At 40.7% G+C, this 19,326-nt stretch carries 16 protein-coding genes; 8 read left to right on the forward strand and 8 right to left on the reverse strand.

All coding sequences use genetic code 11. The features are described from left to right. The first annotated feature begins 165 nt into the window (after positions 1 to 165). Positions 166 to 2,067 (forward strand): SIR2 family NAD-dependent protein deacylase, encoded by a 1,902-nt coding sequence (locus tag AHMF7605_RS16770; protein WP_146153611.1) that lies wholly within the window; start codon positions 166 to 168, stop codon positions 2,065 to 2,067. Between the two features lie 47 nt (positions 2,068 to 2,114). Here the strand turns inward: AHMF7605_RS16770 and uvrA are convergent, their stop codons facing one another. Beyond that, positions 2,115 to 4,928 carry an excinuclease ABC subunit UvrA gene (uvrA, locus tag AHMF7605_RS16775; protein WP_106931212.1) on the reverse strand — a complete coding sequence of 938 codons (2,814 nt, stop codon included), beginning with the start codon at positions 4,926 to 4,928 and terminating at the stop codon, positions 2,115 to 2,117. 264 nt (positions 4,929 to 5,192) lie between these two features. Here uvrA and AHMF7605_RS16780 point away from each other — a divergent pair, with 264 nt between their 5' ends. Next, a complete protein-coding gene (locus AHMF7605_RS16780; RefSeq protein WP_106931213.1) occupies positions 5,193 to 5,348 on the forward strand; it encodes a 30S ribosomal protein THX in 156 nt (51 codons plus the stop codon). 202 nt (positions 5,349 to 5,550) lie between these two features. On the opposite strand, the gene AHMF7605_RS16785 is transcribed toward AHMF7605_RS16780, so the two are convergent. Next, positions 5,551 to 6,801 carry an MFS transporter gene (locus AHMF7605_RS16785; protein WP_106931214.1) on the reverse strand — a complete coding sequence of 417 codons (1,251 nt, stop codon included), beginning with the start codon at positions 6,799 to 6,801 and terminating at the stop codon, positions 5,551 to 5,553. A 332-nt stretch (positions 6,802 to 7,133) separates the two neighbouring features. Here AHMF7605_RS16785 and AHMF7605_RS16790 point away from each other — a divergent pair, with 332 nt between their 5' ends. The 3 genes from AHMF7605_RS16790 to AHMF7605_RS16800 all read left to right on the forward strand — a co-directional run bounded on the left by AHMF7605_RS16790 (position 7,134) and on the right by AHMF7605_RS16800 (position 9,095). Then, on the forward strand, positions 7,134 to 8,057 hold the full coding sequence (locus AHMF7605_RS16790) for an EamA family transporter (RefSeq protein WP_233219165.1): 924 nt from the start codon (positions 7,134 to 7,136) through the stop codon (positions 8,055 to 8,057). Positions 8,058 to 8,099: 42 nt separating this feature from the next. Next, positions 8,100 to 8,543, forward strand: coding sequence for a DinB family protein (locus AHMF7605_RS16795; protein WP_106931216.1), 444 nt, complete (start codon positions 8,100 to 8,102; stop codon positions 8,541 to 8,543). A 75-nt stretch (positions 8,544 to 8,618) separates the two neighbouring features. Continuing rightward, entirely contained in the window at positions 8,619 to 9,095 is a 477-nt protein-coding gene (locus tag AHMF7605_RS16800; protein WP_106931217.1) for a hypothetical protein, read from the forward strand. Positions 9,096 to 9,111: 16 nt separating this feature from the next. On the opposite strand, the gene AHMF7605_RS16805 is transcribed toward AHMF7605_RS16800, so the two are convergent. Then, the gene (locus tag AHMF7605_RS16805) at positions 9,112 to 9,387 is read right to left on the reverse strand and encodes a hypothetical protein (protein ID WP_106931218.1); all 276 of its coding nucleotides are present in this window, start codon (positions 9,385 to 9,387) and stop codon (positions 9,112 to 9,114) included. Between the two features lie 155 nt (positions 9,388 to 9,542). Beyond that, positions 9,543 to 12,134, reverse strand: a complete 2,592-nt coding sequence (locus AHMF7605_RS16810; RefSeq protein WP_106931219.1) for a DUF5686 and carboxypeptidase regulatory-like domain-containing protein — start codon at positions 12,132 to 12,134, stop codon at positions 9,543 to 9,545. Positions 12,135 to 12,146: 12 nt separating this feature from the next. Here AHMF7605_RS16810 and AHMF7605_RS29810 point away from each other — a divergent pair, with 12 nt between their 5' ends. The 3 genes from AHMF7605_RS29810 to AHMF7605_RS16820 all read left to right on the forward strand — a co-directional run bounded on the left by AHMF7605_RS29810 (position 12,147) and on the right by AHMF7605_RS16820 (position 14,155). Further along, positions 12,147 to 12,299, forward strand: a complete 153-nt coding sequence (locus AHMF7605_RS29810; protein WP_158267538.1) for a hypothetical protein — start codon at positions 12,147 to 12,149, stop codon at positions 12,297 to 12,299. 11 nt (positions 12,300 to 12,310) lie between these two features. Then, positions 12,311 to 13,246 carry a glycosyltransferase family 2 protein gene (locus tag AHMF7605_RS16815; protein WP_106931220.1) on the forward strand — a complete coding sequence of 312 codons (936 nt, stop codon included), beginning with the start codon at positions 12,311 to 12,313 and terminating at the stop codon, positions 13,244 to 13,246. A gap of 417 nt (positions 13,247 to 13,663) precedes the next feature. Next, a complete protein-coding gene (locus tag AHMF7605_RS16820; RefSeq protein WP_106931221.1) occupies positions 13,664 to 14,155 on the forward strand; it encodes a regulatory protein RecX in 492 nt (163 codons plus the stop codon). Between the two features lie 81 nt (positions 14,156 to 14,236). Here the strand turns inward: AHMF7605_RS16820 and AHMF7605_RS16825 are convergent, their stop codons facing one another. The 4 genes from AHMF7605_RS16825 to AHMF7605_RS16840 all read right to left on the reverse strand — a co-directional run bounded on the left by AHMF7605_RS16825 (position 14,237) and on the right by AHMF7605_RS16840 (position 19,294). Further along, a complete protein-coding gene (locus tag AHMF7605_RS16825) occupies positions 14,237 to 14,773 on the reverse strand; it encodes a GNAT family N-acetyltransferase (RefSeq protein ID WP_106931222.1) in 537 nt (178 codons plus the stop codon). Between the two features lie 144 nt (positions 14,774 to 14,917). Next, on the reverse strand, positions 14,918 to 15,538 hold the full coding sequence (locus AHMF7605_RS16830; RefSeq protein WP_106931223.1) for a DUF4230 domain-containing protein: 621 nt from the start codon (positions 15,536 to 15,538) through the stop codon (positions 14,918 to 14,920). Between the two features lie 193 nt (positions 15,539 to 15,731). After that, the gene (locus tag AHMF7605_RS16835; protein ID WP_106931224.1) at positions 15,732 to 16,640 is read right to left on the reverse strand and encodes a 1-aminocyclopropane-1-carboxylate deaminase/D-cysteine desulfhydrase; all 909 of its coding nucleotides are present in this window, start codon (positions 16,638 to 16,640) and stop codon (positions 15,732 to 15,734) included. A 149-nt stretch (positions 16,641 to 16,789) separates the two neighbouring features. Beyond that, positions 16,790 to 19,294, reverse strand: coding sequence for a YfhO family protein (locus tag AHMF7605_RS16840; RefSeq protein WP_106931225.1), 2,505 nt, complete (start codon positions 19,292 to 19,294; stop codon positions 16,790 to 16,792). Positions 19,295 to 19,326 lie beyond the last annotated feature (32 nt).

Raw genomic sequence — 19,326 nt, forward strand, 5'->3', positions numbered from 1 at the left:
ACGGATTTTACCCAGGAATGCCTAGAAGTTTGTTGAAGAAACTATAATAATGGATTCAATAAAATATACAATTATAATATTAGTAACTCTTTGGAAAAAACTACACTAGAGTGCTAATTGAAATTATTAGATCAAGCTATAATAATTAACTTATTTGATAATAGTATGAATTCAGCACATTTGTCTGCCTTATTCAATAAAATAAGAAATGAAGATGTTACTTTCTGGGTTGGAGCTGGCTTTTCTTTATACGCAGGATATAAATCCGGGATTGCCTTAAAAGAATATTTGTTTGATAACTTAAGCAAAGAAGAACAGCTATATATTAATCTTAACTTAGAATTTACTCAATTTATGGAAAAATATATAGAATTAAAAGGTAGCAAAAATTCTTTAATTGAAAGTCTAAAAACTTTATATTTAGAACAGTCTCCTAAAAGTATTGTTTACCATAAAAAGTTAGCAAACGTACCTCACGTAAAGGATATTATTACAACTAATTATGATCGGCTTTTTGAACTTGCTTATGTAGATAAGTTAGAAGTAATTTATAAACAAGAACAAATTCCATTGATAAACAAGAACAAAAAAAGACTTTTTAAAATTCACGGAGATTTAGCCGACCCGCTATCAATTATAATTTCAGAAACAGATTATAAGAGAGCTGCGAGTGAACAAAGAACAAATCTTATATGGCCCATTATTCAAGAAAGTATAATAACTAAATCAATTGTCTTCATTGGTTATAATTTAGAAGATTCAGATATAAATAAACTATTTAATAATATTCGAAAGCAATTGAAAAACTTAAAAAAAGAACAGTTTTTTATTGCTCCAAATATATCAACTTCAAAAATAAAAAATTTAAAGGAGTATGGAATTAAATACATAAACCTTAAAGGTGAAGATTTTATTGACGAGTTAATTAAGAATATAAATCATAATCTAATATCTGATTATGACAAAGAGAGAATAAGTGAGAAGACTCTTAAAGATTACCTACAGCCTCATCAGCTTGAACCATCCTTGATTGTTGAAAATAATAAATACAGAATTAGTGGACTTAAAAATAAAAACCCTCAAGCTAATTTATTAAATGTTAAATTAGACTTAAATGAGATGGTTTCAAATAAGTTCAATGATTTTATACATGGAAAATCTTCAAACAATATTAGGATTTCAAATAAAGATGTAAAAGACATTCAAGCATTTATAGGTGACATAAGAATAATAGATGGAACCGATTTTTCATTTTTAGAATTAAAAATTCATCCAAATTTTGAATCAAAAGTAGCTTTTTTATTTCTAGAGACAGATACAGAACTTGAAGATATTCCATTAAAGGTCTATTATTCTGAAAATAATGTTAAGTGCATGATTGAGTTTTCAAAGTCAAAGCTAACTATTTTTTTAAGTAATATTAGACCTGACTCATCATATATAAACTTTAAATTTGACAATAGTGATGGATATTCTACTACTAGAGAAGAATTAAGAATTTATACGTTGCTTTATAATATATCTAAAGGTCAAAGGTTTAAAGCTATATTTCCCGAAGGGCAATCATTTGAAGGTGTAATTTCAGGAAATAAAAAAGTATTTGACGAAGCAAATTATTTAAAAGATTACTTTACCAAATTAAAAATAATTGAAAATAATTTTGGTTTTAGATTTGAGTTTATTGATGCTATTTCTGAGTCTACCTACAATTTAGTCAATAATTTAGTTAAAGTTATAGAGGATGGATATTTTGTGTATACAATAGATAAAGAACTTACTCTTGAGTTCAAAACAAAAACAAAATTCAATTGGAATCAAATTAGTATAAAAACCATTAAAATAACATTCACCTCAGAACCGATATCTATAAATCTAAATAATAAAAAAATCGAATTGGGTTATAAAATATACACTATAACTAACCCAGTTGTAGTTCACGATAACCAGACGAAATATGATCGGGTAAAAGTTAAAAATTTCCCTATTGGAATACATGTAAGCTTTAAATCTTCTTTAAATGAAATAGAAAAAGCAAATCGACCTTTTTTACTTACTATTGAAGATTAAATAATTTATTTTATTAATAACTTCAGATGTAAACTTAACTTGTTAATCTAAACGAGCTTTTCCCGCAAATAATCGGCGGTGGCGTTACCTTCTAATTTTACCATTTCTTCGGGAGTACCTTCAAATAATAAATGACCACCATTGGTGCCACCTTCCGGGCCCATATCAATAATCCAGTCGGCGCATTTAATAATATCCATGTTGTGCTCAATAATAACCACGGAATTTCCTTTATCAATGAGCGCGTTAATGGCGGTTAGCAGTTTGTTGATATCGTGAAAGTGCAGTCCGGTGGAAGGTTCGTCGAAAATAAACAAAATGCCTTCGGAATGAGCGGTGGCTCCTTTCGTTAAAAAAGAAGCCAATTTTACCCGTTGTGCTTCGCCGCCGGAAAGCGTATTAGAAGATTGCCCCAATCGGATATATCCCAAACCTACGTCATCGAGCGGCTTTAATTTCTCAATGATTTTCGGCTGTTCTTTAAAGAACTGGATGCTGTCGGCAATCGTCATGTCAAGCACCTCGGCTATGTTTTTATCGTGGTACTTAATTTCGAGAATGTCTTGTTTGAATTTCTGCCCGTGACAGGCCTCGCAGGTAAGGTAAATATCGGCCATAAACTGCATTTCAATTTTCACCTGGCCTTCCCCCTGGCACACTTCGCAGCGGCCACCCTCAATGTTAAACGAAAAATGCGACGGCTTTAAGCCCCGGGCTTTGGCCAGCGGCTGGTCGGCAAATAAGGAGCGGATAGCGTCGTACGCTTTTACGTAGGTAACCGGGTTAGAACGCGATGACTTGCCGATTGGATTCTGGTCCACGAACTCTACGTGCGAAATTTTACTGTAGCTGCCCTGAATTTTATCGAATTTACCGGTGGCATCGGAGTGACCGCCAAGTACTTTTGCCAAGGCCGGATGCAGAATACGTTTAATAAGCGTAGACTTACCCGAACCACTCACGCCGGTTATAACGGTCATTACATCCAGCGGAAATTTTACGGTAATATTCTTGAGATTATTCTCGCGGGCACCCACAATCTCAATGGTGTTACGCCACTGGCGGCGCTTTACCGGCACTTCTACCTGGCGTTTGCCGTTTAAATATTGCGCCGTATACGTTTCGGTAGATTTTAGCATTTCCGGATAAGTGCCTTGAAACATAAGATTACCGCCACCCGAACCCGCTTCCGGACCAATATCAATAATCTGGTCAGCAATTTCCATCATTTTTTCTTCGTGCTCTACCACAATTACGGTATTACCAATTTTCTGGAGTGAGCGCAAAACGCCAATTAACTGCTCGGCATCGCGCGGGTGCAGACCAATACTGGGCTCGTCCAGAATATACATAGAACCTACCAAGGCACTACCCAAAGAAGTTGCCAGGTTAATACGCTGCGACTCTCCACCGGATAAAGTAGACGATAAACGATTTAAAGTAAGATATCCTAAACCTACCCGCACCAAATAGCTTAAGCGGTTGGTAATTTCTATTACTAAGCGGTCGGCTACCTGCAATTCGTGTTCGGTTAACTGGATGTTTTGGAAAAATTCCAGAACGCCGGTAATTGGTTTTAAAAGTAAATCGGTAATGCTGGTACCGTTAATTTTTACGTAGCTCGCATCTTTACGCAAGCGCGTTCCCCGGCAATCGGGGCAGGTGGTGCGGCCCCGGTAGCGGCTGAGCATTACGCGGTATTGTATTTTATGCGTTTGCGCCTGCACGTGCGCAAAAAAAGCATCCAACCCATCAAAGTACTGATTACCCGTCCAGAGCAGCTGCCTTTGTTCTTCGGTAAGTTCGTTGTAAGGCCGGTGAATGGGAAAATCGAAACGAATGCCGTTTTTAATTAAAGGAACCTGCCATTCGCTCATTTTTTCGGTCCGCCAGGGCGCAATGGCTCCCTCGTACACGCTTAGGGTTTTATCCGGAATAACTAAATCTTCATCAATACCTAATACATTACCAAAACCTTCGCAACGCTGGCAGGCCCCGTAAGGATTATTAAACGAGAAAAAATTAACCGATGGCTCTTCAAAAGTCATTCCGTCGAGTTCAAATTTATTGGAGAAAACGCGTTTTTGGTCGCCGTATAGAACGTGGCATTCGCCGTGGCCTTCGAAAAAAGCGGTTTGTACCGAATCGGAAATCCGGAATTGTAGATCTTCGTCGTCTTTACGCAATACGGCCCGGTCTACCAGTACATACACGTCGCCGGTTATATCGGCGGCATCGGCACTAATAACATCTTCAATAAATAAAACCTGGTCGTTATTGTAAATCCGGGAGTACCCTTTTTGCAGAAGTAAGTCAAGCTCTTTGGTCAGTTTTCGGTCGGGCTGTACTTGTAGGGGGGCTAGAATTACTATCCGGCTGCCATCTTCTAAATTAAAAATAAAGTCAACCACATCGGCTACATTATCTTTGCGTACCTGGTTTCCGGAAATTGGCGAAATAGTTTTTCCAATGCGGGCATATAACAGCTTAAGATAATCGTAGATTTCGGTGCTGGTACCTACCGTAGAGCGGTTATTTTTAATACTTACTTTTTGTTCAATGGCAATCGCCGGACTAATGCCGCGAATATAATCTACGTCGGGTTTGTCCATGCGGCCCAAAAACTGGCGGGCGTAGGAGCTGAGGCTTTCCACGTACATCCGCTGCCCTTCGGCGTATAAGGTATCGAAGGCTAACGACGATTTACCTGAGCCGGATAACCCAGTTACCACAATAAACTGGTTACGCGGCAAGGCTACGCTTAAGTTTTTAAGATTGTGTACGCGTGCGCCTTTAATTATAATGAATTCCTTCGGGTCAAGGGTATCTATATCGGTTTGATGGATAGTTGCTGTTGTCATAGAATTGGGAAGGCCGCTACGAGTAAGTACGGCTACAGAAGAAACAAAAGAATGCCGTAAAAAATTACCTGGCTTTAAAACGCAAAATTACAAATACGCAGGCAGATTAAGAAGGGTCGCTTCATTATTCTTAAGAGTAGTTTTGTAGAACGTATTGGGTATAACAAGTACTTGCTTCTATTTTTCAGTTTAGGTAATTTTGCAACTACTGTTTGCTTTTAACGTAAATTTTATTTCGTTCATCATCTAACACAAACTACCATAATGGGAAAAGGAGATATAAAATCCAAAAAAGGCAAAATTACGAAAGGCAGTTTTGGCAATAGCCGTCCGCACAAAGTAAAAAAGAACACCGCACCTAAAAAAGAAACCGGCATTGTAGGCAAAATTGTAGAAAAGGTAAAGGATATAATTAAGTAGAATCACGGATTACCGCCGATTACTCGGATTTTATTTATAATTCCGTAGCTTTTATTTGCCATTTTAAAGAGCCACCCTGAGAAAATCAGGGTGGCTCTTTTGATTTTTTGAAATTTTATCTTTACGGGAATATTCTATTTAATTTATTTACGAGAGTAGAACTTGAATCCAGGTAATCTGTGAAGCCCGTTTAATCCGCAATTCAGAGATTCAGTTTTCTTAGTTTATCGGCTTTAAAAGCAGTAATGCCTACTACCAGCAATGTCATGCAGCCGCCAAAAACTACCGAAGAAACAACCCCCATCAGTTTTGCCACCGCACCCGACTCGAAAGAGCCAATTTCGTTGGAAGAACCCACAAAGATATTATTGACTGATGATACCCGGCCTTTCATGTGTTCGGGAGTTAAGGTTTGCATGAGCGTAGACCGGATAATCACACTAATAGAATCGAACACCCCGCTTAAGCCTAATAATAACAGCGAAAAGTAAAAATTAGTAGATAAGCCAAACAAAATCATACATACTCCAAAACCCGCCACGCACAATAACATTTTTTTGCCGGCATCTATTTTTATGGGATGATGGGTAATATAAACCGCCATGGCCACCGAACCCAAAGCCGGAGCGGCCCGCAAAAAACCTAAGCCTTGGGGACCCGTGTGCAAAATTTCGGAAGCAAAAATAGGCAATAAAGCCACCGCCCCACCAAACAAAACCGCAAATAAATCCAAGGAGATAGCGCTTAAAATAACCTGATTATTAAACACAAACCGGATTCCGGAAAGCAGACTTTCTTTAATGGGCAAACGTTGGGTATTTTCGGGCAAAGGCTTGGCAGCAATTAAAAAGAAAAATAATAAAGCCATCAGCGTTAACCCTACATCGGCACTGTACGACGCCTGAACGCCAAAGAATCCGTAGAGTAAGCCGCCAATGGCCGGGCCAGCCACAGAGGCTCCCTGCCAGGTTGTGCTCGACCAGCTAACCGCATTTATATACCAGGTTTTATCAGGCAATAATTGCGGCATAAACGAGAAAGTAGCTGGTCCGAAAAACCCCCGGGCAATTCCGCTTAGAAATATAACCGAGTAAATAGGAATGGTGCCCAAAACTGCCATGCTCTGGTGAATATTAAAAGAATATACCAGCAAAGCCGAAGAACATACCAGCAATACCAACACACACGTAATAATAATTTTTTTCCGGCTGGTGCTATCGGCTACGTGGCCGGCGTATAGCGCTACTATTATAGAAGGGATTGCTTCGGCTAAACCAATTAAACCTAAAGCCAAAGGGTCTTGGGTTAGATCATAAATTTGCCAACCTACTATTACCGATTGAATTTGTAAGGCCAGCGTTAAACTTAAGCGAGCCAAAACAAACAACCGAAACTCCGGTATTTTTAAAACCGCGTAGGGGTCGTGTTTTACGGCACTTTTTTCTATTCCCATGTAACTTATTTTAACATGTACCGGGTGCGTTTTGCTCTAAACGTACCCGGTAAAATACAGACTAACTAAAAAAATGCAGGCATGGTTGCTTTTTTTATTTTTAAAAAGCAACTCGTTGCTGATTAATGCCAACTTGTTTTCAGGAATTCTTAGATAATCCGGAATATTTTTCTGCAATAATTGTAATACATAAATTTTATTGTAATACTTCTTTTATTTAAAAAGTTAGAAGCGTTTACGGAATTATTTGCTAAATTTTAAACTAAAAATCAGTTTCACTTAAACTAATTATTTAAAAATCTTACCTTTATCTCCTAATAATTTTATTGCTCGTGAAACTTAGAAATTACTATTCGGCCGGCATTTTTGCTTTTATCATCTGGGGATTTATTGTTTTTCCGCTTCGGGCGGTAGCTGCTTTCCCGAGTGGGCAGATTTTATATTTCCGGGTATTATTTGCCATGCTGGGCTTAGGGGTAATCACCTTTTTATTCCGGCGCGATAGTTTGAAGCAAACCTGGCAGGCTTACCAGTCGGAGACCTTGCGTAATAAACGCCGTTTTGTAATTTTTACCGTGCTGGGTGGTTTGTTGCTGATGGTAAACTGGCTGGTATTCATCTATGTTATCAACCATATCGATATTCAGACGGGTTCTTTTTCGTATTTGCTTTGCCCTATTCTAACGGCATTATTAGGTTTTCTGCTTTTGAAAGAAGAGCTGCGTTCTAATCAGTGGTTAGCCATTGGCATTAGTATTATAAGTTGTTGCTTGATTGGCACGGGAGCACTTACCAATTTATTTTATTCTTTGGTGGTGGCCTTGAGTTATGCCTTTTTCTTAATTACCCAACGGGTTTTAAAACAATACGATAAACTGGTTTTGCTCACGTTGCAACTAATTATTGTATTTGCCTGCATTGGCCCGTTTTACTCGTTTTTTAAAGGTACTGATGCTAGCCATGCCCCCGACTTTTCGTTCTACGGAGCCATAATAGTAATAAGCTTTTTATTTACGATTTTGCCTTTGTTCCTGAACATGTACGCCTTGAAAGAATTAACATCCGGCACCATTGGCATTTTAATGTATATCAACCCGATTATTAATTTCCTGATTGCTTTTTTGTACTTTCAGGAAAAAACCAGCCCGGAAAAGGCCATTGCTTACGGGTTGATATTTTTATCAGTAGTAATTTATAATTTGCCGGCCCGGAAAAAAACAGCACCTAAAAGAATGGCGGTACCCGCCATAAAATAAAGTGTACCTTAAAATTTATAGGCAACAAAATTTCCTGAAAGTATGCAAAAGCAGATAGCTGATAGAATAATCTTTTTGTGTGATGTATTGCCGGACAAATTCCGGCAAATTCCGGCAGCGGATTTTCAAACCTGGCCTCAACCAACTAAATGGTCGCAGCAGGAAATTTTGGGGCATTTAATTGATTCGGCGGCTAATAACCACCAACGGTTTGTTCGCGGCCAGATCGAAGATACGCCTACTGTATTTTACCAGCAAGACCAGTGGGTGAATATTCAGGCTTACCAACAGGAAAATAAAGATATTCTGATTTCGCTTTGGGAAAGCTACAACCGGCACCTAGCGCACGTAATTACCCAGGTTGCCAACGAAAATTTAGAAAAAGAATGCCGGGGCAAGGATGGAAGTACCGTTACCTTGGCCTTTTTAATAGAAGATTATCTCCGGCATTTAGAACATCACCTGCATCAAATTATTGTCTATTAGAACGCTTGCTTGCAACCTTTTCGGGTTATTCTGGCTCTTATAAGTAAAATAGAGGCTGTTTTAATCTGAAATATTATGAAAACAATACTGGCTCCATTACTGGCTGTTTTTATATTTGCTCGCTGCGCGAAAGAAGAATTACCCGCCACCGGACGCGCCCATTTGAACCAAGACGTTACTATTGCTTTAAACGAAACTTTGGAATTATCTAAAAGTGGGGATGATAATGATACAAATAAAGTACGGGTACACCTCGCCGAACTAAACGAAAGCCGTTGCCCGATGAATGTAAATTGTATTCGCTACGGCAATGCCATCGTTCGTTTATGGTTAGAAAAGGGCCAGGAGCGTTCCGATACGGCCGAACTGGTAATTGGCGAAGCTCTACCTACCGATACCCGTAAATTACGTCTTCGCTCGGCAGATACTACGTTAGTTACTGTAGCCAATACTCAATACCAGGTAATTTTAAAAAGTGTGTTACCTTATCCCTGCACTAACTGCCCCGACCAGGGAGAGCCCCACGCCAATATTGTAGTTACGCCTCAATAAAATAAAAAAGCCTGAATTATTTCAGGCCCCGGGCAGCAGAATCAACGTTTTCTACGTTTGTTTCACCTAGTTGGTCCGCTTGTTCTTTCGTTTTAGCCGTATCGCCGATAGGCGCCGGCCGCGGTTCAGCTAAATTAGCAGAGTCACCCACAATCGCTTCGGCAGTTCCATTTTCGCCCGCGGGATAATCTTCCCGTGGGTTCTTTTTATCGGAAGAGCAGCTTATTAGTAAAGCCAAAGCTCCAGCTATCAACAAGTTATGTGCGTTATTAAAATTAAAAGGCATTTTCATAGTTTTATTCTGACCAATGGTTTGCCCTTAATAACGAGTAAGCCGGTAAAAGGTTAAGTTGGATATTTTTAGATTTTGCCTCTGCTTTTTTAGGGTTAATTGCTTGCCCGGAATAAGTGAAAGTTAAATTAATTTTTCCTTGGGTTGAATTTTCTTTAAAACCCAAAGCCGAGCCGCAAGCCCGAACCTACTTTCTCCCGGCTCTGGAAACCAGTAAAGAAATCGACCCGCACTATTTTAAAAATATGTTCTACCCCTACCCCTAATTCCAGATAATGTTTGGTCTGTTGGGTGTGTAAATAATTAGCCGTTACTACTTCCTGCCATTTTAACCGCCGGAACAGCGGTATTTTATTAAAAATAAATCCGTTAAAATCGTGCGTAAAATGAGCTTCCAAATAACTCATGCGGGTACTGTAACGGTAATAATCGAGTAGCTGAAAACCACCGAAGCCACCAGCGTATAACACCCGGTTACCCGCAAAATGCTTGTAATCCATTAGCCAAAGCTGCTTGCTATTTAAAAAAGTACCTACTTGCGCCGAATAGTTGGTGGTTCCAACTAAGCCCAAATCTAATTCGTCGCTCACGTTCAACGATACCCTATCAAAGTTAACATCGCTGCCCAGAATCTTAGAAAAACCTTTTGTGTAATTCAACCGGAAAGTGGGATATTTTGAACCAAGCACCCATTTTTCATCGGGCCGGTTAATGTATTTCTGGCCGGGCCGTAATTGTAAGGTTACACTGCCCACCAAAGCCTGGTTGCGGGTAAAAGAGGCATCGGGCAGTTCGGCGTTTACGGGAATGTTAGAGGTAAATTGTTTATTCGTGTAATCTTTAAAAGTAAAATCCGTAGCATTTTGTAATTGGCGGCGGTCGGCATACTCTAAAGCTCCAACAAGGTAAACGCCGTTCCGGATTTCGGAGCGATGGGTGACGCTTAGGTTTGTTCTCTGGTAAATTTTAAGGTAATTCTGTTCGTAAAGTAAAGTATATAGGGCATTCCAGAAAGGAGCAATGGGTTCAGCAGCATTGTACTGCGCTACAAACTGCCCGCCTTCTAACGCCAAATGCGCAAACCGGTGCGGATTGTAATTATACTGAACCTGTAATTTACCGTATAATTTTTCACTCGCGAAACCGTAGCGGATAGTTGGGGTAATAGTTAAATCTTTCTCGGGGTTTTCAGCTTTCCATTTACGGTACTGCACGCCTACATTTAATACGGTTCCTTCTACGGTGTTGTATTGCAACACCGAATTACGATTAAGCACCGCTAGCAAAGGGTCCACGGAAATGCTATAGCGTTTAAACGAGTGGCGATAACGAAAACCTGACAGAAATAAATTACCTACTTCAAACTTATTCGCGCGTTTATCCACCGAGTCCTGGTACGGTTTCGATTCCTGAACTTTTTGTAAACTGTCTTTATGGATGTAATCTTTTTGTTCTTCTAAAGTAAGCGGTATGGGCCGAATATCGCTCCAATAAGTGGTGTCGCGTTTATTTGCATTCGGTTCTACGCGCATTAGTTCGTTGGCTGGCATTTTAGTATCGACCGGAAGCGTCGCCAGTTTCTTTTTCGCTAATTTTCGGAGTTGTTTTTTCTTCGGCAAAGGTGGCTCTGGTTGCGTAACTGCAATTGGGGAAGTAGCGGTAACAGGAGCGGGTGCCGCCGGTGGTTTTTGGTAAGCAGGTACTACGTTGTACTTCGAATAAACCGTAGTAAAATAGCCATTGCCTTTAAAACCAAATGAATCGAACTGTACCGTTAATTTCTGCGAAAATAACATCCAGACATCCTCCTGAACCGGGCCAAATACCTGGTCTATTCGTAAGGTATCAGCGTACTCAATTTGTGATTTCTGGGTTAATTTTAAACTGGTACTGTGCAGGCGGTAGCTGTTATCTAAAATGTAAATATACCCGCTAAAAGCCGGGTCGTTCTGGCGGATAGGGGTTACTTTAATTTTATTCACCATTTGTCCGTTATCAACCGAAGTACCCATTAATTTGTACCGGTAAAAAAGGAGGGCATTGTTGGCAATCGGCGAGATAAATGCCCGCTCGCTTAAGCCCGGAATGCGCAGTAAGTTATCGTAAAAATTAAAATTTACCCTTGATGCCCGGTTAAAAGAAAACCCTTTGGTATCGCCACTTACCTTACTGGATAGCATGCGCTCGTGGGTTTTGTTCGGTTGCCGGAAATTTACTTCGGATACCGTTTCAGATAAGTACACAATGCCGGGCTTCACCTCGTCTACTTTAATACCCATAACCCGGTTAGGCACCTTTAACAAACGGCCAAGTCCTTTGGTGTATACCCGGCAACTATAAGCAGCTACCTCGTTCCGGTAATATCTTCGGCGGGCAATGGCTTCGCGGATAATGGCGTAGGCCGGGTCTTTTTCGTTTGCCCGCACTACTACTTCGTTCAGGCTATACACATCGGGTTGCAAGGTTACGTTGTGCTCTATCGGCTCCGACGTAATTTCTACGGTATCTACCCGGGCTTTGTAGCCCACGTATTGGTAAACAACCGGATAGACGCCAGGAGTTAGATTTAGTTGGTAATATCCTTGTTCGTTAGTAGCCGTGCCAAGGGTAGAATTTTTTATATATACATTCGCGTACGCTAGCCCGGCACCCTGCGGATCGGTAACTCGGCCTTTAAATATACCGGCAACGGCTAATGGGCAGGTTAAACAGAAAAAAATTAAAAATAAAGTCTTTTGAAGCCGCATGCACTTAAAAGTATGGAATACGGGTTATTTAAAAATACAGATGATTATTTGATGGTTACCGTTGCCCGGCATACTTTTTTGTTTCGAAAGGCATACCGCTTACCTTTACCCGCTGCATTTTGCGTAGCCGTTTTTTTTATTTCGGCTAAAATAGCTCGTAATTGAATTAAGTTTACGTGGATTTATCTGTCATTATACCTGTTTACAACGAAGCCGCTAATGTATTAGTGCTTTACCAGCGCTTATTACAGGCTATTCAACCTATAGGTATTCGCTATGAACTGCTATTTGTAAACGATGGTAGTACCGACCAATCTTTGGCCATTATAAAGGAGCTGGCTGCGCGGGATATCACAGTCCGGTACATAGATTTTACCCGCAATTTTGGTCAGCAAATAGCTATTAGTGCCGGTCTGGATAAAGCAATGGGGCAGGCCATTGCTATTTTGGATGGAGATTTACAAGACCCTCCCGAGTTAATTCCGGAACTTTACGCCCGCTACCAGCAGGGGCACCCCGTTGTATACGCCCGGCGCCGGACGCGGGTCGGCGAAAGTGCGACCAAGTTAGCTACTGCCCGCCTGTTTTACCGTTTACTTACCCGCATTACCCATGTTTCCATTCCGGTCGATGCCGGCGATTTTAGAATTATTAATCGTAAAGTAACGGATACCTTAAAACAGATGCCGGAGCGGCAAAAATTTATCCGGGGCCAGATTTCCTGGATTGGTTTTCCCCAAACTTTCCTGGAGTACGACCGCCCCGAACGCAACCAAGGCCGGAGTGGCTATTCTTACTCGAAAATGATTCGGCTCGCGCTGGATGGCATTACGTCTTATTCCAACCTGCCTTTAAAAATGGCTACGGTGAGTGGTTTTGTGGTGTCGGGTATTGCCTTTTTGGTGATGCTGTACACGTTGTACTCGCGGTTTATCAGCCGGGATTACGTTCCGGGGTGGTCCTCGCTGATGATGAGCATTTTATTTCTGGGGGGAGTGCAGTTAATTGCCATTGGTATTATTGGGGAATATATCAGTCGCTTGAGTGAAAACGTCCGTAATCGCCCGCTTTATATTATTAATGAAACAAATATTCCGGAGGAATCCGGTTAATAATACTAAGTCATATATAATCTTAAATTAGAATACTCCTCCCCTTGGATAGGGAGGGGTTAGGGGCGGTTGACTTTTCGTGAAAGATGTTTAGTAATTACTTCTACTACTTGGAGCCTTTTCAAGTCTCCAAGGCCCTCTAGAGCCAAACTGGTGTCAGTTGCTAATGGCTTCTGCTCATTACTCATTCTACCGAACTATTTGAAGAATTTAGGTTGAATTTTTGAATTTATAAATTAATTGGGGTGGTATTTTATTCATCGACTTTTCCCTCTTACTGCTAAACTGTTTACTGGCAAAATCTGTTAAATAGTAAGCTTGGCCCTACATATTAATATTTGACTTTATCGAAGAAGTAGAGCAACTTTTCTTTGATTGTACTTAGATTCAGAATCTCAAATCAAATTCAAAAATACTTTGCAGGAACCCCGAAAAAAGAAAACCTATACGGTGAAAGAAGCTTTAATTAAAGCGGCGGCATATTGTGCCTACCAGGAACGAACGCAGCAGGAAGTCCGCAACAAATTGTATTCGTATGGTTTGGATTTTGAAGAAGTAGAAGAAACGATTATCCGGTTGTGTGCTGAAAAACTTATCGACGAAGAGCGGTTCGCCAAGGCTTATGTACGCGGAAAATATAGTTTAAAGCGTTGGGGGCGCCGTAAAATTCTGCTGGGCCTGAAAGCACACCAAATTTCTGATTATTGCATTCGCCAGGGAATGAAGGAAATTGATCTGGATACTTACTGGCAAAATCTCTTGTATCTCACCGAAAAGAAAAACCGCACGGAAAAGGAAAGCAACCCAGCCATACGCAAACACAAACTCACGCAGTTCTTACTTAGCAAAGGCTACGAAAACGACTTAATTCAGGATGCGCTGCAGGAAGTATCAAAAGAAAAGCAATAAACTCAAATGGCTCTATTTGCAATAATTTCTTAGATGAGAATGTTAGGGCTTTAAAATTATCCGGTTTGTAAAAACCTCTGATTAGATAAAGCTTTTCTTTTTAAAATTTTGATTAAACCAAGCCATAGGTATATCGGCTTCCAACTCTCCGTTTCGTGAATCAATCCGATTGGCCATTCTGCCTTCTATGACAAAGCCTAAACTTTGGTAAAACGCAATAGCTTTCTGATTACTCTCCCGGACAATTAACTCTACCCGGTAAATATCCGGCCGATTATTTCTAATTTCCTGCAACAATTGCATAAAAAGTATTTTACCTAAACCTTTTCCCTGAAATTCGGGATGAACCACAATGGTTAAATCTGACAAAACGTGCGCGAATACACTTGGTTCTGGTTGGTAGCAATGAATCTCAGCTACTAGCTCTTCTTTATTTTCTGGGTTTTCTATGACGTATTCTATTCCTCTTTGCTCTGATTTAGAAATAAAGTGCGTTACGTACTCTTCGGTAATCTCACTTTCAACTCGGGCAATTCCACCCATTACGGCCGCCACTTTCTTATACAAAGCTTGTATCATTTCTTTATCTGCTAATGTCGCCGGCCGGATGGTATTCATGAATTTAGGAGTTTTACTCTTTATTTTTTAGAATTACAATTTACTTAACTCTTAATGGACTTAATTTATGAGGTTAAAGGAAGTAATCTGTCAGAGTCTTAAGACCTTTACTAAGGTTAGTAATTTTATTTCCCTCTTGTTGTCCTACCGTTTTGGTAAAACCGGCGGGGCTTTGGTGGTATGCTTGTGCTCTAAAATAACTTGTTTACCCGTGAGGCTTTCCAGTAAGGGTTTCAGAATTTTATCAGCGTTTACGGCGGTTTGCTGCAAAATACCCGAATTTAAGGCTGATTGCCGGATGTGTTTTTCGGCAAATTTATAACCTTCGTCTACCAATTCGGCATCCTGGAAATAGGTGTTCTGCATGGCAAATACTTTAGACTTATTATGGTCTACTTTAAAATAGCAGATTTGGGGTTCGGGCAATTTTACCGTAATCACCGAATCATTGGTAAACACAATATCCTGAGCGGTAACCTGGCGCAAGTCGATGCAACCCACCGCTTCGCCGGCTACTATTAACACACTCTTGGAATTGGGTAACCACTCCGAAAACTCTTTCTCGTACTCTACCACATCTTTGAAATTATAGCGCACCAGTTCCAGATTGCCTAAATCATCAATTTTATCCAGAATGGTATTATACGTTATTTTTACTGTCTCTTTACCAGAAGTAAAATACGATTCTAATTTTCGCCAGACGAAAAAGCCAATTATTAGTATTAAAATCCAAGGAACTAAGCGCTTAAGCAGGTAAGTAAGCATTAATGGTTGTCTTTATAAATAAGGGTTCAGATTACAACTTAAACGAACAAAATAAGAATAACATCATTTTAAAGCTGGCAGTATTTTTTGGATGCTAAAATTATCCGCTTATGATTATTAAAGATATTAAACAAGATATGCTTAAAATGCTTCACCTGCCGGTATCAATAGGCCTTCCTCCTTATACTTAATTTTATAACGCTAACCCGAAACGCTCGGCAAAACCAGCTAGCCCTTGCAAGCCTCCGGTATGAATAGCTATTATAGTATTTCCGGCCTTAAAGAAGTCTTGGCGAATTAAATCGTAAATGCCATACATCATTTTACCCGTGTAAATGGTTTCTAATGGAATGTGGTGGTTTTCTTTGAAAGCTTGCATAAAAGCGATCAACTCCGGTTTTACTTTGGCGTAACCACCAAAATGATAATCCGTTTGTAATTGCCAGTTGTCGTACTCCTGGCCGTTGTACTCTTTTACTAAGGCTGCAATATCCGCTTCTAAAAATTTTCCACCTTTCAAGGCTGAAAAGCCTAAAACCTGAGCTTTTCCTTGCAAACCAGCAATAATCCCCGCCAGCGTTCCCCCGGTACCCGCCGCGCAGCAGATATAATCCACTGGAATGTTTATATCGTGGATGATTTCGGTGCAGCCTTTTACAGCCAATACATTAGTGCCTCCTTCAGGCAGCAAATAAGCATGGGGGTATTTGGATATTAACTGTTCTTGAAAATCGGGCTCTTGTTTTTGCCGGTAAGTGGTCCGGTCAAGGTAATGTAATTGCATACCGCAATTTTGCGCAAACTGGAGAGTAGAGTTAAGCGGTACATGTGGTTCGCCGCGAATAAAGCCAATGGTTTTAAAATTAAATTCTTGCCCCGTGGCGGACACTGCGGCAATGTGGTTAGAATAAGCGCCGCCAAAAGTAAGTAAAGTATCTTTTCCCTGATTTTTTGCCTCCGCTAAATTATACTTCAGTTTACGCCACTTATTACCCGAAATATATGGGTGCAGCAAATCCTCTCTTTTCAGGTACAAAGTAAGTGCTTTCTCCTGCAAGAGCGGTTCCGAAATAAGTTGGAGAGAAGCAGAGGCAGGTGTCACGGTACTTAGCTTGAAAGATTTTACAAGTTGGTTGTATTTCTGGATACAGTTAAATATACTGTCCTTCCGTAACAACCTTTGAAGCTGCACAGCAACTCAAAGAAGTTCTTCCGGAAGGACAGTATATTCAGATTAAAGTTGTAAGCCTTTTACCTGGCTGATTCTTTCAATTCCTCTTTTTTCTCGGATTTTACGGCGTACACCACACCGCCAATAATGATTAAGAGCATAAGAATGGAAGAAATAAGGGAGCCGGTGTTGCCTAAGCTGTACGAAGCCGGTTCAAATTTAAATTCTACGGTATGTTTACCGGCTGGTATTTGCATGGCTCGCAGCACGTAGTTCGCCCGGATATGTTCTACTGGTTTGCCATCGAGGTAAGCTTGCCAACCTTCGGGATAATAAATTTCCGAAAAAACTACCAGACCGTCTTGCGACGCATTTACATTGTAAACCAAATCGTTTGGTTCGTAGTTGGTAAGCGTTACCGTAGAACCGGCGGCACTAAACTGGGTTTGCTTTACCGGAAACTTAGAAATATCTACTACCGCTTCGGTGACCGGATCAAAATCTTTTAAGGCGGCTAATTCCTCGTCGGGGCTGTTTACGGTTCTTATTTTCTGCACGAACCAGGCATTACCTAAAGCTTGTGGGTTTCGCTGCACGGGTTGTTGCTGATTACCGGTTATTAAATACCGGGTATTGAGCATATTTAAAACCTTAATATTATTTTGGGCAATGTGCTGTTCAATAATATCGGCGTAGCGCCGCAATTTAGCTCCGTGATACCCGCCAATGGATTTATGGAAATAAGAAGTACGCGCTTCGTTAAACGGATCTCCCAGGTTCAGTACCCGGTAACTTAAATCTTTATCCTGCAAAATGGACTGATCAGCCGGAGTCGGTTCAAAATGCGTTTCGGTTAAATTAGTTTGAAAATCGTCGTTGTTCAGGTAACGTTTATCTACGGACCAAAGGTCAATCAGAATTAAAAACGCTATTATTAATACCGTCGAAGTAACCGCCAATTTATTCCGCAAATAGAAATACAAGGCGCCAGCCGCTAAGGCAATAAAGATAAGAGAACGAATAGCATCGCCGCGCATCATACCCGCCCGATCAGCACGGACGGCGTTGATTAACCAGGCTTGCTGTAAAGTTTGCTCATCACTCGGGTTGGCGAAGCTGGCCATACCGGCAAATAAAAATACTAATAAACAAATACCACCCGTAATGCCGGCAGCGTACCATAATTTTTTCTGCGAATCTTTTACATCGCCCTTATACAAAAAGCGATACAGCGCAAAAATTCCTAAAAGGGGCATGGTAATCTGGGCAATTACTAAGGTCATGGATACGGCCCGGAACTTATTATACGCCGGGAAGTAATCGAACATGAAATAATTAAATGCCGGAAAGTTTTTACCCCAGGATAACAGAATAGATAAAATAGTGCCCGCTAATAACCAGTAGCGCAGGCGCTTTTCTACTACAAATAGTCCCAACACAAATAAAAAGCATACGATGGCACCCACATAGACCGGGCCGCTCGTGCCCGGCTGATCGCCCCAGTACAAGGGAAAACTTTTTAAATATTCTTCTACCTGCGCTTCCGGAATACCGTTCTGCAGCATAGCTTTGGCCGTTTCCGAACTTTTGCTTAACGAACCTACACTGGCCCCGCCGTAAAAATTAGGAACCAGCAAGGTCATGGTTTCGCCTACGCCGTAGCTCCAGTTAAACGCATAATCCCGGTCTAGCCCCGTTGATTGATTCGTGCCACTGTTAGGGGCTTTTAGTTCTGATTTTCCGCGAATAGAATATTTGGTGTACTCGGCAGTAGTATATAGCCGGCCAAAACTTACCCCGGCAGCAATAATCGCGCAGATACCCAACACTACTACCCGCTTCAGAAAATCGGGTAGCCATTTATTTTTAATGGCATCAATAAACTGCACAATACCAAAAATTACCACCAGCAGCAACAGATAATAGGTAATCTGCATGTGGTTGGAGCGGATGTGCATGGCTAAACCAAAAGTAAATAAAGCTGCCCCTAACCATAAATGCCGATTGCTTTTCCGGAAGGCGTACAATAACCCGGCAAGTGCCAGCGGAATGTAAGCAATGGCTATAGATTTGGTGTTATGCCCAGCGGCCAGAATAACCAGGTTATACGACGTAAAAGTCATAGCGAAGGAACCGGCAATGGCCAACCAGGTACTCATGCCCATTACCACAAATAGAATATAGGCACAAACCAGGGTTAAGAAAATATTGGCCGCAACGGCTGGTAAACCCAGCGTCAAAGCATTATGAAAAATATAGGAAAGATCACCGGGAAAACGGGTGGTAATTAGGTAGGCCGGCATACCACTAAACATAGAATTCGTCCAAAGGGGTTCTTTGCCGTATTTATCGCGGTAATCCTGGATTTCTTTGGAGCCGCCCTTGGATTGCAGAATATCATTTTGCACCAAACTTTTATTATCGAATAAAATGGGCGAAACGTAAGCAGCCGTTATTGCCAGAAATAAAATCACGGCGAGTACGTGCGGCAATATGTCTCTTTTTAAATCAAACGAACGCCGCCGGTTAACCGGGCTCGTTAAGGTGGTTTGCTTTTCGTTTTTCGAAACGGCTGTATTTTTCATTTTTATTTTCTGTTTTCAGGTAACAGCACCTT

It is taken from the genome of Adhaeribacter arboris (assembly GCF_003023845.1).
Taxonomy (GTDB): domain Bacteria; phylum Bacteroidota; class Bacteroidia; order Cytophagales; family Hymenobacteraceae; genus Adhaeribacter; species Adhaeribacter arboris.

Bases quoted from the DNA above. Each gene is read 5' to 3' on its own strand.
- AHMF7605_RS16780 (WP_106931213.1), top strand. From the start codon at position 5,193: ATGGGAAAAGGAGATATAAAATCCAAAAAAGGCAAAATTACGAAAGGC.
- AHMF7605_RS16830 (WP_106931223.1), bottom strand. From the start codon at position 15,538: ATGCTTACTTACCTGCTTAAGCGCTTAGTTCCTTGGATTTTAATACTA.
- AHMF7605_RS29810 (WP_158267538.1), top strand. From the start codon at position 12,147: ATGGAATACGGGTTATTTAAAAATACAGATGATTATTTGATGGTTACC.
- AHMF7605_RS16840 (WP_106931225.1), bottom strand. From the start codon at position 19,294: ATGAAAAATACAGCCGTTTCGAAAAACGAAAAGCAAACCACCTTAACG.
- AHMF7605_RS16810 (WP_106931219.1), bottom strand. From the start codon at position 12,134: ATGCGGCTTCAAAAGACTTTATTTTTAATTTTTTTCTGTTTAACCTGC.
- AHMF7605_RS16795 (WP_106931216.1), top strand. From the start codon at position 8,100: ATGCAAAAGCAGATAGCTGATAGAATAATCTTTTTGTGTGATGTATTG.
- AHMF7605_RS16770 (WP_146153611.1), top strand. From the start codon at position 166: ATGAATTCAGCACATTTGTCTGCCTTATTCAATAAAATAAGAAATGAA.
- AHMF7605_RS16800 (WP_106931217.1), top strand. From the start codon at position 8,619: ATGAAAACAATACTGGCTCCATTACTGGCTGTTTTTATATTTGCTCGC.
- AHMF7605_RS16825 (WP_106931222.1), bottom strand. From the start codon at position 14,773: ATGAATACCATCCGGCCGGCGACATTAGCAGATAAAGAAATGATACAA.
- uvrA (WP_106931212.1), bottom strand. From the start codon at position 4,928: ATGACAACAGCAACTATCCATCAAACCGATATAGATACCCTTGACCCG.
- AHMF7605_RS16805 (WP_106931218.1), bottom strand. From the start codon at position 9,387: ATGAAAATGCCTTTTAATTTTAATAACGCACATAACTTGTTGATAGCT.
- AHMF7605_RS16785 (WP_106931214.1), bottom strand. From the start codon at position 6,801: ATGGGAATAGAAAAAAGTGCCGTAAAACACGACCCCTACGCGGTTTTA.